10 protein-coding genes and 1 pseudogene are annotated in these 13,969 nt (G+C 71.6%); 6 read left to right on the top strand and 5 right to left on the bottom strand.

From position 1 onward, the window contains the following. Positions 1 to 24: 24 nt before the first annotated feature. Positions 25 to 654, bottom strand: a complete 630-nt coding sequence (locus OG982_RS24510) for a TetR/AcrR family transcriptional regulator (RefSeq protein WP_266783277.1) — start codon at positions 652 to 654, stop codon at positions 25 to 27. Between the two features lie 70 nt (positions 655 to 724). Here OG982_RS24510 and OG982_RS24505 point away from each other — a divergent pair, with 70 nt between their 5' ends. Next, positions 725 to 2,431, top strand: a complete 1,707-nt coding sequence (locus OG982_RS24505) for an FAD-binding oxidoreductase (protein WP_266783279.1) — start codon at positions 725 to 727, stop codon at positions 2,429 to 2,431. A 131-nt stretch (positions 2,432 to 2,562) separates the two neighbouring features. Here OG982_RS24505 and gcl read toward each other — a convergent pair whose 3' ends face one another. Beyond that, positions 2,563 to 4,350, bottom strand: a complete 1,788-nt coding sequence (gcl, locus tag OG982_RS24500; RefSeq protein ID WP_266783281.1) for a glyoxylate carboligase — start codon at positions 4,348 to 4,350, stop codon at positions 2,563 to 2,565. Positions 4,351 to 5,264: 914 nt separating this feature from the next. Between gcl and OG982_RS24495 the strand changes: the two are divergent. Together OG982_RS24495 and OG982_RS24490 are read left to right on the top strand one after the other, a co-directional pair. Beyond that, a pseudogene (locus OG982_RS24495) lies at positions 5,265 to 5,681 on the top strand (hypothetical protein); the annotation flags it as partial. Between the two features lie 102 nt (positions 5,682 to 5,783). Further along, positions 5,784 to 6,272: a glutathione peroxidase gene (locus OG982_RS24490; RefSeq protein WP_266783283.1), complete on the top strand. Its 489-nt coding sequence runs from the start codon at positions 5,784 to 5,786 to the stop codon at positions 6,270 to 6,272. 56 nt (positions 6,273 to 6,328) lie between these two features. On the opposite strand, the gene OG982_RS24485 is transcribed toward OG982_RS24490, so the two are convergent. Together OG982_RS24485 and OG982_RS24480 are read right to left on the bottom strand one after the other, a co-directional pair. Then, the gene (locus OG982_RS24485) at positions 6,329 to 8,008 is read right to left on the bottom strand and encodes an AMP-binding protein (protein ID WP_266783285.1); all 1,680 of its coding nucleotides are present in this window, start codon (positions 8,006 to 8,008) and stop codon (positions 6,329 to 6,331) included. Between the two features lie 45 nt (positions 8,009 to 8,053). Continuing rightward, a complete protein-coding gene (locus tag OG982_RS24480; RefSeq protein WP_266783286.1) occupies positions 8,054 to 9,217 on the bottom strand; it encodes a winged helix DNA-binding domain-containing protein in 1,164 nt (387 codons plus the stop codon). A 154-nt stretch (positions 9,218 to 9,371) separates the two neighbouring features. On the opposite strand from OG982_RS24480, the gene OG982_RS24475 reads away from it, so the two are divergent. Next, positions 9,372 to 10,535, top strand: coding sequence for a magnesium and cobalt transport protein CorA (locus OG982_RS24475; RefSeq protein ID WP_266783287.1), 1,164 nt, complete (start codon positions 9,372 to 9,374; stop codon positions 10,533 to 10,535). Positions 10,536 to 10,543: 8 nt separating this feature from the next. On the opposite strand, the gene OG982_RS24470 is transcribed toward OG982_RS24475, so the two are convergent. After that, positions 10,544 to 11,386 carry an alpha/beta hydrolase gene (locus OG982_RS24470; RefSeq protein WP_266783288.1) on the bottom strand — a complete coding sequence of 281 codons (843 nt, stop codon included), beginning with the start codon at positions 11,384 to 11,386 and terminating at the stop codon, positions 10,544 to 10,546. Positions 11,387 to 11,719: 333 nt separating this feature from the next. On the opposite strand from OG982_RS24470, the gene OG982_RS24465 reads away from it, so the two are divergent. Next, complete coding sequence (locus OG982_RS24465) at positions 11,720 to 12,730, top strand: DUF2332 family protein (protein ID WP_266783290.1); 1,011 nt, start codon at positions 11,720 to 11,722, stop codon at positions 12,728 to 12,730. Beyond that, positions 12,727 to 13,857 carry an alpha/beta fold hydrolase gene (locus OG982_RS24460; protein ID WP_266783292.1) on the top strand — a complete coding sequence of 377 codons (1,131 nt, stop codon included), beginning with the start codon at positions 12,727 to 12,729 and terminating at the stop codon, positions 13,855 to 13,857. The genes OG982_RS24465 and OG982_RS24460 overlap by 4 nt, the downstream gene beginning before the upstream one ends. The last annotated feature ends 112 nt before the right edge of the window (positions 13,858 to 13,969 follow it).

Genomic DNA, 13,969 nt, shown 5'->3' with positions numbered 1-13,969 from the left:
TCAGCCGTCGGGTCAGCCGTCGGGTCAGCCGTCGGGCGCCAAGGCGGCGCCGACCGCGAAGAGGCGGGCGCAGCGCCGCGCCATGGCGTCCGGGGACTGGTCCGGGTGCTTGATCCACCAGCGGACGAGGGTCGCGACCAGGCCCTGCCAGACGTGATTGAGCGCGTCGGCGTCCAGCGGGTCCGCCGAGCCGGCGGCGCGCAGCAGCCCGGCGGTGCCGTCGGCGGCGAGCCGACCGATGGCGGCGCGGTACTCCGCGGCGCGCCGGGCCGCCTCGCTGTCCGCCGGGAGCGAGGTCTCGTACAGCAGGAACCAGGCCTCGCGCCGCCCTTCGAGGGCGGTGAAGATCCCGCGCAGCACCAGGAGCGGCGTGCCGGAGGGCCCGGCCGCGCCCTCGGCGACGGCTTCGCGCATCACGGCCACGAGCCGGTCGCCGACCGGGACGAGGCAGGCGAGGTAGAGGTCCTGCTTGGCGCCGAAGTACTGGTGCAGCAGCGTCTTGGTCACGCCCACCCGCGCGGCGACGTCGGCCAGGGACGCGCCCGCGTAGCCGCGGCTGCCGAACTCCTCGGTGGCGGCGGCGAGGATCTGCTCCTCGCGCCGGGCGCGGGGAACGCCTTTCGTGCCGGCCCTGGAGGGTGGTGGGGTTGCCATGCGCCGATATTATCAGTAAGTAATTTACCGCAAGGTAAATTCGTGTTCCTCGATTCGCATGGAGTGCCCCATGGCCGGCGCCACCCGAACGACGACGACGCACGACCGGGCCCGCACCCGTTCCTGGTGGGGCTGGGGGTGGGCCGACGCGCACCCCGACGACGCCGAGTGCGTGGCCATGGGCGCGCTGCTGCCCGGCACCCTCGCCCGGCCGCTGCCGGTGCCCCGGATATCCGACCTGCGCATCGGCCGCCCGGCCGTCGAGCCCCCGCCCGGACTGGCCCGTACGGCCGCGGTCACGGCCGACCCCGCGGTGCGCGCCGCGCACGCGATGGGCAAGGCCTACCGGGACGTGGCCCGCGCCCTGCGCGGCAAGCCCGGCCGCATCCCGGACCTGGTGGCCCACCCCGCCGACGACCGCGCGGTCGCCGACCTGCTGGAGTGGGCCGGTGAACACGGCGTCGCGGTGGTCCCGTTCGGCGGCGGCTCGTCGGTGACGGGGGGCGTGGAGTACCGCGGCGACGCCCACCGGGCCGTACTGTCCATGGACCTGACGGCCATGAACCGGGTCCTGGAGGTCGACCCGGCGGGGCGGGCCGCCCGGATCCAGGCCGGAGCCCTCGGGCCGGACCTGGAGGACCAGCTGCGGCCGTACGGCCTGACGCTGCGGCACTTCCCGCAGAGCTTCGAGTTCTCCACCCTGGGCGGCTGGCTGGCGACCAGGGCCGGCGGCCACTACGCCACGGGCCGCACGCACATCGACGACTTCGTCCAGTCCATGCGGGTGGTCACCCCGGCCGGCACCAGCGACTCCTGGCGGCTGCCCGGCTCCGGCGCGGGCCCCTCCCCCGACCGCCTCTTCCTCGGCTCGGAGGGGGCCCTCGGGGTCATCACCGAGGCGTGGATGCGCGTACAGGAGCGGCCCCGGCACAAGGCGTCCGCCGCGGTCTCGTTCGCGTCGTTCGGCGCCGCGCTGGAGGCGGTGCGGGCGATCGCGCAGTGCGACCTCTTCCCCGCCAACTGCCGCCTCCTGGACGCCGGGGAGGCCGCGCTCGCCGGCGCGTCCCGGGACGGTTCGGCGGTCCTGGTCCTCGGGTTCGAGTCGGCCGACTCCCCGGTGGACGCGCGCCTGGAGCAGGCCGTCGACCTGGCCCGAGGCCACGGCGGGCGGCCCGACGCGTCCCGGGCATCGGACGCATCCCGCGCGGCCGGCGGCTCCGGCAGCTCCGGCGCCCCCGCCGGCTCCCGGGCCTCAGACGGTTCCGGCGCCCCCGACGGCTCCCGCGACGGGGGGTCGAGCGCGGTCGGCGCCTGGCGCTCGGCGTTCCTGCGCATGCCGTACCTGCGCGACGGCCTGGCCCGCATGGGCGCGATCGCCGAGACCTTCGAGACGGCCGCCACCTGGGACCGCGTCCCCGGCCTGATCGAGGCCGTGCGCACCGAGGTCGGCGAGGCGGCGCTCAAGGCGACGGGCCACCCGGCCACCGTCAACTGCCGCCTCACGCACGTCTACCCGGACGGCGCGGCCCCGTACTTCACCGTCCTCGCGGCGGGCCGGCCGGGCGACGAGGTCGCCGTGTGGGACCACCTCAAGGAGGTCGCGGGCGAGGTGCTGCACCGCCACCGCGCCACCATCACCCACCACCACGCCGTCGGCCGCGACCACCGCCCCGGGTACGACCTCCAGCGCCCCGAACCCTTCGCCCTGGCCCTGCGCGCGGCGAAGGGCGCCCTGGACCCGCGCGGCGTCCTCAACCCGGGCGTGCTCTTCGGCTGACCCGGCCGGCGCCGCCTGACCCCGTCGGCGCGCGACCGACCCGGCCGGCGTCGGCTCCCCGGCGCACGCGGAACGGCCCCCGCTCCTCCTTGCGGAGGGACGGGGGCCGTCGCGTACTACGAGGGCGCCGCTCAGACGGCCAGCGGGCGGATCGCGGTCGGGGCGTGGCCCGGCTCGGTCGCCAGCTCCTCGAACTCGGTGACGTCGCTCATGTCGACCGTCTTGCTCATCGAGATGTTGGTGACGCGCTCCAGGATGGCCTCGACGACGACCGGGACCTGGAACTCCTGGGCCAGCTTCTTGGCCTGCTCGAAGGCGGCGCCCAGCTCGTCCGGGTCGGTGACGCGGATGGCCTTGACGCCCAGGCCCTCCGCGACCTTGACGTGGTCGACGCCGTAGACGCCGAGCTCCGGGGTGTTGATGTTCTCGAATTCGAGGTTGACCTCGAAGTTGATGCCCAGGCCGCCCTGCGCCTGACGGATCAGACCGAGGTAGGCGTTGTTCACGAGGACGTGGACGTAGGGGACCTTGTGCTGCGCGGCGACCGCGAGCTCCTCGATCATGAACTGGAAGTCGTAGTCGCCCGAGAGCGCGACGATCGGGGTCTCCGGGTCGGCGGTGGCGGCACCGATCGCGGCCGGGATGGTCCAGCCGAGCGGGCCGGCCTGGCCGCAGTTGATCCAGTGGCGCGGCTTGTAGACGTGCAGCATCTGCGCGCCGGCGATCTGGGAGAGGCCGATGGTGGTGACGTAGCGCGTCTCCGGGCCGAACGCCTTGTTCATCTCCTCGTACACGCGCTGCGGCTTCATCGGGATGTTGTCGAAGTGCGTGCGGCGCTGGAGGGTGGCCTTGCGCTCCTGGCCCGAGGCGGCCCAGGCGGAGAAGTCCGGCAGCTTGCCCTCGGCCTTGAGCTCCTTGGCGACCTCGATGAAGAGCTCCAGCGCGGCCTTGGCGTCGGAGGCGATGCCGAAGTCCGGGGCGAAGATCTTGCCGATCTGGGTGGGCTCGATGTCGACGTGGACGAACTTGCGGTCGCCGAGGTACGCGTCGAGGTTGTAGCCGGTGTGACGGTTGGCCCAGCGGTTGCCGATGCCGAGGACGAGGTCCGACTCCAGGAACGTCGCGTTGCCGTAGCGGTGCGAGGTCTGGACGCCGACCATGCCCGCGCTGAGCTCGTGGTCGTCGGGGATGACGCCCCAGCCCATCAGGGTGGAGATGACCGGGACGCCGGTCAGCTCGGCGAACTCGACCAGCAGGTCGCTGGCGTCGGCGTTGATGATGCCGCCACCGGCGACGATCAGCGGGCGCTCGGACTCCAGCAGGAAGTTCAGGGCCTTGACGGCCTGGGCGCGGCTGGCCTGCGGCTTGTAGACCGGCAGCGGCTGGTACGTCTCGGGGTCGAACTCGATCTCGGTCAGCTGGACGTCGATCGGGAGGTCGATCAGGACCGGGCCGGGGCGGCCGGAACGCATCAGGTGGAAGGCCTGCTGGAAGACGCCGGGGACCTGCGCGGCCTCCAGGACGGTGGTCGCGGCCTTGGTGACCGGCTTGGCGATCGAGGCGATGTCGACGGCCTGGAAGTCCTCCTTGTGGAGCTTCGAGACCGGAGCCTGACCGGTGATGCAGAGGATCGGGATGGAGTCCGCGATCGCCGAGTACAGGCCGGTGATCATGTCGGTGCCGGCGGGGCCGGAGGTACCGATGCAGACACCGATGTTGCCCGCCTTGGCACGCGTGTAGCCCTCGGCCATGTGCGAGGCGCCCTCGACGTGACGGGCCAGCGTGTGGTTGATGCCGCCCACGTTCTTGAGCTCGCGGTAGAACGGGTTGATCGCTGCACCGGGCACGCCGAAGGCTTGCGAAACGCCCTCGAGCTTGAGGATCTCCACTGCAGCGGCGGCGGCTGTCATACGGGGCATCGAGTTCTCCTGCGGGTCCGACGGTCAGGCTTTTCCGTAATCCGGAAGTTTTGTTCTGCTATACGGAACAAGCTAAGTGGCAGCTCCGCGCACGTCAAGGCGGTTCGGGACCCCGGACCACCAAAAGCCGCGTCTCGCTCGGTGACTTGTACGAATGACCAGGCGGCGGGGGAAAATCGCGGCCGTCCTCGCCCCGGCGGTAGCCGGTGGTGGAGCATGGACCCACGCACAGCGACGGAGGGGGTCCAGGACTCATGGCGGAAGCGGTACCGGTGCGCTGCCCGGCGTGTCTGCGCGAGAACGGCTACACCGCCCCGGTCTTCCCGTGCGCCTGCGGGAGCCCGGTCCTGCCGCCGCTGGACCTGGCGGCGGAGCCGCTCCCGCTGACGCACCGCAACTGGTCCGAGACCTGGGTCTCGGTGCGGTGCGGGGCCTGCGGGCGGGAGAGCGAGTGGCCGCACCCGGAGGTGGGCTGCACCTCGTGCGGGACGGTGGTACGCATTCCGGTGCATCCCGTGGACACCGCGGAGTCCGGCTCCACCGGCCGGACACCGCACTGGCCGCGCCCGGCCCCGACCCGCCCCGCACCCCCCGGCCGAGGACACACCCCCGGACCCGGCCAGGGCCCCGGGCGCGACCAGGGGCAGGGCCCCGGCCAGGGGCTCGACCAAGATCCCCGCCAGGGATACGGGCCCGGTCAGGGCCAGGGACACGGGCCGGGCCACGGCCAGGTACCCGGCCAAGGGCACGGCCCGGGGCTCGGACAGGACCAGGGCCGGCGGCTCGGCCAGGGGCACGGTCAGGGCCAGGAGCGCGGCCCCAGTCAGGGCGACGGACCCGGCCAGGGCCAGGGCCAGGAGTACGGTCCGGGCCAGGGGCCGCCGGCCGGGGAACCCGGCGCGGGCCCGGCCCACGGGCCGCTGCCTCCCACCCCGCCGGCCAGGCGCCCGGCGTTCCGGCCGATGACCATCCGTACCGCCCGCGACGCGGTGACCACGGCCGCGCTCTACCTGCGCTGGCTCGGCTTCCAGGACGTACGCCAGCCCGACGGGCGGCCGATCCCCTCGGCGGCGGTGGACCTACGGGCGCCCGGCCTGGTGGCGCAGGTGGACCCGACCACCGCGCCGGCCGGGCTGCGGGCGGTGGAGTGCGTGTGGCTGAACGGCCTGACCGCCTCGGCCACCAGCGTCTACTTCGCACTCGCCGGCTACACCGACGACGCCCGCTCCCGCGCGGACGACCTGCGGATACCGCTGTTCGTCATGGACCTCACCGGCGTGCCGCAGCCGGTCAACGACCCGGCGGACGAGCTGATCGCGATGGGGGCCTAGGCTCGGAGGCGTCATCCGATACGGGATCGGTCACCGGCCACACGTTCGGCTCGTCCGGCGCGCGGTCCCGCTGATCGGCCCTGCCCCGCCGAGGAGAGCCTCTTGAGCCTGTACGACATTCCGCTGACCACGCTGTCCGACGAGCCCACCAGCCTCGCCCCGTACAAGGGCAAGGCGATCCTGGTGGTCAACACCGCCTCGCAGTGCGGGCTCACGCCGCAGTACTCCGGGCTGGCCCGGCTGCAGTTCGCGTACGAGGAGAAGGGCTTCACCGTCCTCGGCGTGCCCTGCAACCAGTTCGGCGGCCAGGAGCCCGGCACCGCGGACGACATCCAGACGTTCTGCGCGGCCGGCTTCGGCGTCACCTTCCCGATGCTGGAGAAGACCGAGGTCAACGGCGAGAACCGCCACCCCCTCTACCAGGAGCTGGTGAAGACCCCGGACGCCGAGGGCGCGGCCGGCGACATCCAGTGGAACTTCGAGAAGTTCCTGATCTCCCCCGCCGGCGAGGTCGTCGGCCGGTTCCGCCCGCGCACCGAGCCCGAGTCCCCGGAGCTCATCGCCGCGATCGAGGCGCAGCTGCCCGCGTAACACCGCACGCGTGCGGGGCCCGGGTCCCCGGTCGGGGACCCGGGCCCGCCGCTGTCTCAGCCCAGGTCGGCCTCGTCGTACTCCCCCGTCGAGCCGGCCGCGGTGAGCTCCCGCAGCTCCACCCGGCGGATCTTGCCGGACACCGTCTTCGGGAGCTCGCCGAACTCGATGCGCCGGATCCGCTTGTACGGGGAGAGGACCGCGCGGGAGTGCGCGAACAGCGCTCGCGCGGTCTCCTGCCCGGGCTCCCAGCCGGCGGCCAGCGTGATGTACGCCTTCGGCACGGCGAGCCGCAGCGGGTCCGGGGCGGGGACGACGGCCGCCTCGGCGACGGCCTCGTGCTCCAGCAGGGCGCTCTCCAGCTCGAAGGGGGAGATCTTGTAGTCGGAGGCCTTGAAGACGTCGTCGGAGCGCCCGATGTAGGTGAGGTACCCGTCGGCGTCGCGCGAGGCGACGTCCCCGGTGCGGTAGAGCCCGTCCGCCATGGCCTCGGCGGTGCGCTCGGGGTCGTCGCGGTAGCCGGTCATGACCCCGGCGGGCCGGGTGCGCAGGTCCACGCAGAGTTCACCCTCGTCCGCGGACTCCTTGCCGGTGACCGGGTCGAGGAGGACGATCTCGTACCCGGGCGCGGGGCGGCCCATCGAGCCGGGCTTGACGGGGACGCCGGGGAAGTTGCCGACCTGGAGGGTCGTCTCGGTCTGGCCGAAGCCGTCGCGGATGGTGATCCCCCACGCCTGGCGGACCCGCTCGATGACCTCCGGGTTCAGCGGCTCCCCGGCGGCGACGGCCTCGCGCGGCGGGGTGCGCAGCGCGCCGAGGTCGGACTGGATCAGCATCCGCCACACGGTGGGCGGGGCGCAGAAGGTGGTGACGCCGCCGCGGTCCATCTCGGTCATCAGGCGCTCGGCGTCGAAGCGGGTGTAATTGTGGACGAAGACGGTGGCGCCGGCGTTCCACGGGGCGAAGAGGTTGGACCAGGCGTGCTTGGCCCAGCCGGGCGAGGCGATGTTGAGGTGGACGTCGCCGGGGCGCAGCCCGAGCCAGTACATGGTGGACAGGTGCCCGATCGGGTACGAGGCGTGGGTGTGCTCGACGAGCTTGGGCCGGTCGGTGGTGCCCGACGTGAAGTACAGCATCAGGGGGTCGGTGGCGAGGGTCTCGCCGTCCGGGCTGAAATTCCCGTCAGCGCCGTACATGTCCTCCAGCCGCCGCCAGCCGGCGGGCGCGTCGGGGCCGGCGGCGATCCGGGTGTAGCCGCCGGGCACCTCGTCGAACTTCGGGGTGTCCTCGGCGCGTGCGATGACGTGGCGGACGTGCCCGCGCTCGACGCGGTCGCGCAGGTCGGCCGGGCCGAGCAGCGGGGTGGCGGGGATGACGACGGCGCGCAGCTTCATCGCGCCGAGCATGACCTCCCACAGCTCCCGCTGGTTGCCGAGCATGACGAGGATCCGGTCGCCGGCGGCGACGCCTTGCGCGCGCAGCCAGTTGGCGGCTGCCGCCGACCGTACGCTCATCTCGCCGAAGGAGACGCTACGGCTGGTGCCGTCCTCCTCGACGATCCGCAGCGCGTCCGCGCCGTTTCCGTCGGCGATGCGGTCGAACCAGTCGAGGGCCCAGTTGAACCGCTCGGGGCGGGGCCAGGTGAATCCGGCGCGGGCGGCTTCGTAGTCCCCGCGGCGTTCCAGCAGGAAGTCCCGTGCGGCCAGGAACTGTTCGGTGGCGCTGTTCTCCGTCATGGAAGGAATCGTGCCGCGTGGGGTACGCGGATCACCAGAGCGACGTCAGCCGTGGATTGACCCGAAGCGAACGGAGCGAACGGAGCCGTCGGAGCGTGCGGAGCCATCGGAGCCATCCCCATCGGACGCCTCCTCCTTCTCCCCCTCCATCCCGGCGAGGAGCAGCTCCCCTTCGGCGACGATCTCCTCCTTGGCCGCCTTCGACGCCTTCCCGAACAGCTCTACGGTGAGCACGCCCGCGTCGGCCTTCCACAGCCCGGCGAGGAATCCGTCGAGGAGGAGGGTGCGGTAGGACTGGTTGCCGACCCAGCTGCGGCCCCTGGCCTCGGGGGTCATCACGCGGCTGCGGTCGGCGTGCGAGAGCAGCAGGTTGTCGTACTCGGGGAGGAAGCGCGGCGGGGCGGGGGTGTCGGCGTCCGGCCTGGGCGCGTCGGGCAGGTCGAAGAGCTCGGCTCCGTTCTCGTCAAGGAACACGCTGAGCCGTGGCCGCAGCCGCTCGAAGGCCTCGCCCAGCCGGGTCAGCCCGGCCCAGGTCTGCATGTCCTTGACGGAGGCGGGCCCGAAGGCCCCGAGGTAGCGCAGCACGACCTCATCCACACCCTGCGCCGCGGCGGTGCCCTCTCCACCCGTCCCCAGCCAGCTCTCGACGGTGGTGAGCCGCACCTGCCCGCTGCGCCCCCACACCCCGCGCGGGGTCACCTGCACGAGCGGCAGCCGGCAGCGCGCGGCGACGGCCAGGGACTGCGGATCGGCGTCCGGCCACCGCTTGAGCAGCTCCTCGCGGATCTCCCCCATGGTGCGCGGCTCGGCCTCGACGAAGGCCCGGGCGTCTGCCGCCAGGCGCTCCAGGTCCACGCCGACGAGGCCCTTGCGGAAGTAGTTCACCTCCCGGTCCCGGGCGCCCTGCACCAGCGGGCGCAGGGTGAGCGCGTCGTGCGCGGTGTGCGTGTGGATGGTGGAGCGCATGGTGACCATCCGGACCACCTCACGGGACTCCATCAGCCCGGCCAGCTCGGCGGGCCGGAACCCGGCGAGCCGGGCGTGCAGCTGGTAGTAGGGCGGCTTCACGTTCTGCGCCTGCAGCCCGACGAGGTGCGCGACGGCGTCCCGCGCTGACATCCCGGCGCGGCCCAGCAGCAGCTGGCGGGCGAGCGTGGCACGGTTCAGTGAGCGGTTGTCGATGACGGGGTGCGTCGTCCTGGAGGCCATGACAGCAAGCTATCCCCCGATGCGGACACCTTCTGTCCGCATCCAAAGAGGCAACCCACCGAGAAGCCGCCCCTCACCCCTCACCCCACCCCTTTCTCCCCATATATCCTTCCCCTTGCCCGTAAACACTCGTTCGACCGGGAGCTGACCTGCGATGCCGGAGAGCCCAGACCGCCGCCCCTCCCCGTCCGGGAAGCGCCCGGGCTGGCTCAGGCCCACCTCCCCGTCCGGGACGCCCCCGACGCCCCCGCCCGCGGCCCCGCAGCCCGTGGCATCGGCTGCCGCACCCCCGGACCACCGCAGCGTGATCGACTCCGCGGTCTACCGCGACGGCCGCCGCGTGGCCTCCCCCGCCACCCTCGCCGAGACCTTCCGCCGGCTGCGCGAGGAGCCCGAAGGCATGGCCTGGATCGGCCTGCACCGCCCGACCGAGCCCGAACTCCACTCCCTGGCCGCCGAGTTCAACCTCCACCCGCTCTCCATCGAGGACGCACTGGAGGCCCACCAGCGCCCCAAACTGGAACGCTACGGCGACACCCTCTTCGTCGTCCTGCGCGCCGCCCGCTACATCGACGCCGTGGAGGAGGTCGATTTCGGCGAGCTCCACGTCTTCGTCGGCCCCGACTTCCTCATCACCGTCCGCCACGGCGCCGCCCCCGACCTCTCCGCCGTCCGCCGCCGCATGGAGGAGACCCCGGAACTCCTCTCCCTCGGCCCGGAGGCTGCCCTCTACGCGATCCTCGACGCGGTGGTCGACGGCTACGCCCCGGTCGTCGAGGGCGTCCAGACCGACATCGACGAGATCGAGACGGAGGTCTTCCGCGGCGACCCGAAGGTCTCCCGCCGCATCTACGAACTCTCCCGCGAAATGGTCGAGTTCCAGCGCGCCACCCGCCCCCTGGTCGGCATGCTCCACGGCCTGATGGCCGGCTTCGCCAAATACGGCACGGACGAGGAACTCCAGCGCTACCTCCGCGACGTAGCCGACCACGTCACCCACACCAGCGAACGCGTAGACGGCTTCCGCCAGGCCCTGACGGAAATCCTGACGGTCAACGCCACCCTGGTCTCCCAACAGCAGAACGCCGAAATGCGGGCCCTGGCCGAAGCCGGCTTCGAACAGAACGAGGAGATCAAGAAGATCTCCTCGTGGGCCGCCATCCTCTTCGCCCCCACCCTGGTCGGCACCATCTACGGCATGAACTTCGAGGACATGCCGGAGCTCAAGTGGGCAGGCGGCTACCCCTTCGCCATCCTCCTGATGGCAGTCGTCTGCGTGAGCCTGTACGTCATCTTCAAGAAGCGCGACTGGCTGTAGCCGGTGCGTCAGCCCGTGAACGGGGTCAGGACCGTGGTGAGGCGGTCTTCGTTGATCAGGTCGAAATGGTCGGCCCCGGTCAGTTCCACGGAAACGCTTTCGCCGTCCCCGTGCCGGGCCATTGCGGCGCGCATGGCGGACAGGTGTTCTCCGTAGGAAGCGGAGAGGACCAGGCGTACGTGGTCCACCACACGGGTCACATTGTGCAGTCGGGCCCCGAATTGGTCGTAGCCGTCAGGACGCCAGTACGTGATCATGTCGCGGGACAGTTGCGCCACCTGTTCAAAATCCTTTGGCGCCACCTTCGTGAGGTAATGGCAGAGGGACCGGAATCCCTCCTTGTCCGGAGCGAGATTGACCAGGCGCTTGAAAGCCGGAACCGGATCCGTCGGGTCCGCCTCCGCGAACAGTCGGGAAATGGTCATGGTCGATTGATTGACGTTGGGATCGAGCAGTACGGCGGCACGGATCGCCGGGGCCCGGCCCCCGCCCTGCCAGTGTTCCGCGAGTTGCAGGATCAGGTCCGCGCCCAGCGAGAAGCCCAGCAGCACGATCTTCTTGCCCGCGTTCTCGCGGCTCACCTGCTCGACGAAGGCGGCGGCCAGCCGGATGTGCGAGGCCAGCGGCACCGGTGGGATTCCGGTCGACCGGTCCGGTTCGTAGCCGCGCAGGTTCAGGGCGATGCCGTGGGTGTCCGTGTGACTGAGGTATCCGAGGTAGTCCGTTGCGTCGAGACCGAGGCCGTGGAAGAAGAATGTGAGCGTGTCGGAGTCCGACTTTCGTTCCAGGTACCTCAATCCGGTCGACGTTCGTCCTTCGGTCACCTGACCGAAAGCCAACGCAGAGGTCATACGGACCACCCTCTGGAGATGTGCGCGGCAAGTGCGTGAGCGACTCTAGACCAACGCCGCAATGGCGTGTGCCGGAATGGGGGGAACGGGAGAAAGCGGCGGGGATCGGGGCGGCGAACGGTGCCACGATCCGTGTCGTCGGAGCGGGAAGGGACTCGTCGGCGTGCTGGACAGGGTCCAGGACCGTCCAGCTTAATTGGGAGGCACTCGCACGGCTACCGAACCTTCCAAAAGCGAGCCGCAATCCGGCACGTGGTCCAGTCAGCCGAACAAGAGGGGGGCACTTCGCTGATGTCCGACGGCAAGGACCTTCTGGTACGCACATTGAGCGATATGCAGCAGCACGAGCAGGGCAATCACGGCTGGTCGGTGGTGCACGAGTCGATGGCGCTGCTGGCCGGGTCCGGCTCCGCACCGGCCGTGGACCGGCTGCTGGAGTCCGTCCGCGGCGCCCGGCCCCGGATGAGCACCTCGCACCTCATCACCCTCATCGGCATCGCCCTGCGCACCGTGGCCGCGCGGGACCCGCGGGCCGAGGCACTCTTCTCACCCGAACTCCCGCCCGCCGACCGGGCCAAGCTGCTCTCCGAGACCCTCGACTCACACCGCGACCGGATCACGGCCGTGCTCACCGGGCGCTCCAACTCCTTCACCGGAGCGCGCCGGTTCCTCATACCCCAGCTCCTCCTCGGCTCCTGGGCCGCGCACCACGGCGTCGACGGCGTACGCCTGCTGGACGTGGGCACCGGGATCGGGCTGCTGCTGCGCCAGCTGAACAACCGGGCGGTCTACGACCGGTTCGCCCCCGACCTGCGGTGGAATCCCGGCCCGCCGCCCTACCGGACGATCCCGCTGCTGGAGCGGCACGGCATAGACGCCCCGCCGCTGCCCACGCTGGACTGGGTACGGGCCTGCCACGGCCCCTCGGCGTACTACGACGAGCGGTTCTCCGAGGTGCTGTGGTCACTGGAGCAGACGGCGTCCGTCGACGGCTCCCTCCGGATCTCCGCCCTGGACATGCTCGATCTGGAGGCCCTGACGGGGTATCTCCGCGCCCACCGCATCAATGTCGTGACCTGCAATTTCGTCCTCTACCAGTACGACGAGGCCACCCGCGCCCAGGTGATCGCCGCGATCACCCGGGCCCTGGCCCCGCCCGGACTGCTGCTCGGCATGGAGCCGCGCGACGGCCTGCGCCGGATGGGGGCCAGGGTGGAGGCCCATCCCACCGGCGGCGCCGGCCCGCTCCACGTCGCGGACCTCTCCGACGCCCACGTCCTCGGCCGGGCCACGGCCGGCCCCGGGTTCACCGAGCTCACCGGCCTGGACGGCCGGGTCCGGTGAGGGGGATCGACACCACGCGGGCGGCCGCCTTCGTGGCCCGCCGCCGGGGGCCGCTGGCGGCGGCCGGGGGCGCCGTCAGCCTGCTCGTCGGGATCTACAGCGACGAGGCCCGCGCCATGCTCGCCTGGACCTGGACCCACGTGGCCGCCGGCGGAACGCTGGTGGCCGCCGGGATCGCGGCCGTGTTCTCCACGGCCTGGTGGGCCCGCGGCCGGGTGGAGCGGCGCCGGGAGCTCCAGCGGGAGGTGACCCAGCAGTCGTTCGAGATCCGAGCCGACGACTTCGACGGCGACCTCCCCTCGGACCAGGCTGTCATCGGCCGCGAACTGCGCTACCTCGAACGGCGGACCTCCTCCTCGCACCTGGTGGTCCTGCTGCACGGTCTCGGTCTGGACGCCGAGGACTTCCGCCCGTACATGAACAGGGCGCGCCAGCACACCATCGCGATCACCGCGTTCGGGCACAACGTGGCGGAGGCCCGCGACAGCCGGTACGGGCCCATCGGGCTGGCCACCCACACGGACCTGATCAGCGGCGCCATCAACAACCTGTGCCGGCAGTACCCGCACAAGAAGCTGACCCTGGTGGGGTTCTCCGTCGGCGCGGACATGCTGTTCCGGCTCGCCGCGCTGTGGACCGCGCACCCGGACCGCAAGCCGAAGGTGACCGCGGCCCTGCTGCTGGACCCCAACATCAACCACTCCACGATGATCATCACGGGCAGCATGGCGCAGATGAACCCGGAGGATCCGCTGGCCGAGCTCAAGCGGATCGCCAACGTCCCGCGCTCCCCGGTGGAGTTCCAGAACGTCTGCGAGTACCTCCACAAGATCACCGAGAAGGATCTGCACCAGGTCCAGCGCTACGCCGGCGAACTGTGGGCCGAGTGGGAGCCGGAGGGCCGCTACGACCTGTTCTTCCGGCGCTTCGACCAGCTCCAGGCCTTGTCCGGCACGGTGAAGATCTTCTTCTCCACGCACTTCGAGCGGCATTTCAACGAGGTGGTGGGGCTGGCCCGGCAGCGCGGCGTGCGCCGGGTCTTCGACCTGCGGCGGGTGGACCACTTCGAGCTGTGCCGGGAGACCTTTCTGGTCCGCGAGGTGGACGCACTCACCCGGCACCGCTGACCGGGCCTCGCCGGAAAGGAAATTGGCCGTAAACAATCGTTCGCCGGATGGGGAATTGACGGATGATCAATTGACCTGGTCGCCATGAAGGGGCCGTGATAACTTCGCGGAC

Origin of the sequence: Streptomyces sp. NBC_01551 (assembly GCF_026339935.1) — a bacterium.
Taxonomy (GTDB): Bacteria; Actinomycetota; Actinomycetes; order Streptomycetales; family Streptomycetaceae; genus Streptomyces.
Note: the sequence above shows the minus strand (reverse complement) of the source record. Positions and strands in the feature narration are given on the sequence as shown.

What these genes read in the sequence shown, in the direction of transcription:
- OG982_RS24475 (WP_266783287.1), top strand. Translation starts at nt 9,372, where the DNA reads ATGCCGGAGAGCCCAGACCGCCGCCCCTCCCCGTCCGGGAAGCGCCCG.
- gcl (WP_266783281.1), bottom strand. Translation starts at nt 4,350, where the DNA reads ATGCCCCGTATGACAGCCGCCGCCGCTGCAGTGGAGATCCTCAAGCTC.
- OG982_RS24470 (WP_266783288.1), bottom strand. Translation starts at nt 11,386, where the DNA reads ATGACCTCTGCGTTGGCTTTCGGTCAGGTGACCGAAGGACGAACGTCG.
- OG982_RS24510 (WP_266783277.1), bottom strand. Translation starts at nt 654, where the DNA reads ATGGCAACCCCACCACCCTCCAGGGCCGGCACGAAAGGCGTTCCCCGC.
- OG982_RS24485 (WP_266783285.1), bottom strand. Translation starts at nt 8,008, where the DNA reads ATGACGGAGAACAGCGCCACCGAACAGTTCCTGGCCGCACGGGACTTC.
- OG982_RS24505 (WP_266783279.1), top strand. Translation starts at nt 725, where the DNA reads ATGGCCGGCGCCACCCGAACGACGACGACGCACGACCGGGCCCGCACC.
- OG982_RS24465 (WP_266783290.1), top strand. Translation starts at nt 11,720, where the DNA reads ATGCAGCAGCACGAGCAGGGCAATCACGGCTGGTCGGTGGTGCACGAG.
- OG982_RS24480 (WP_266783286.1), bottom strand. Translation starts at nt 9,217, where the DNA reads ATGGCCTCCAGGACGACGCACCCCGTCATCGACAACCGCTCACTGAAC.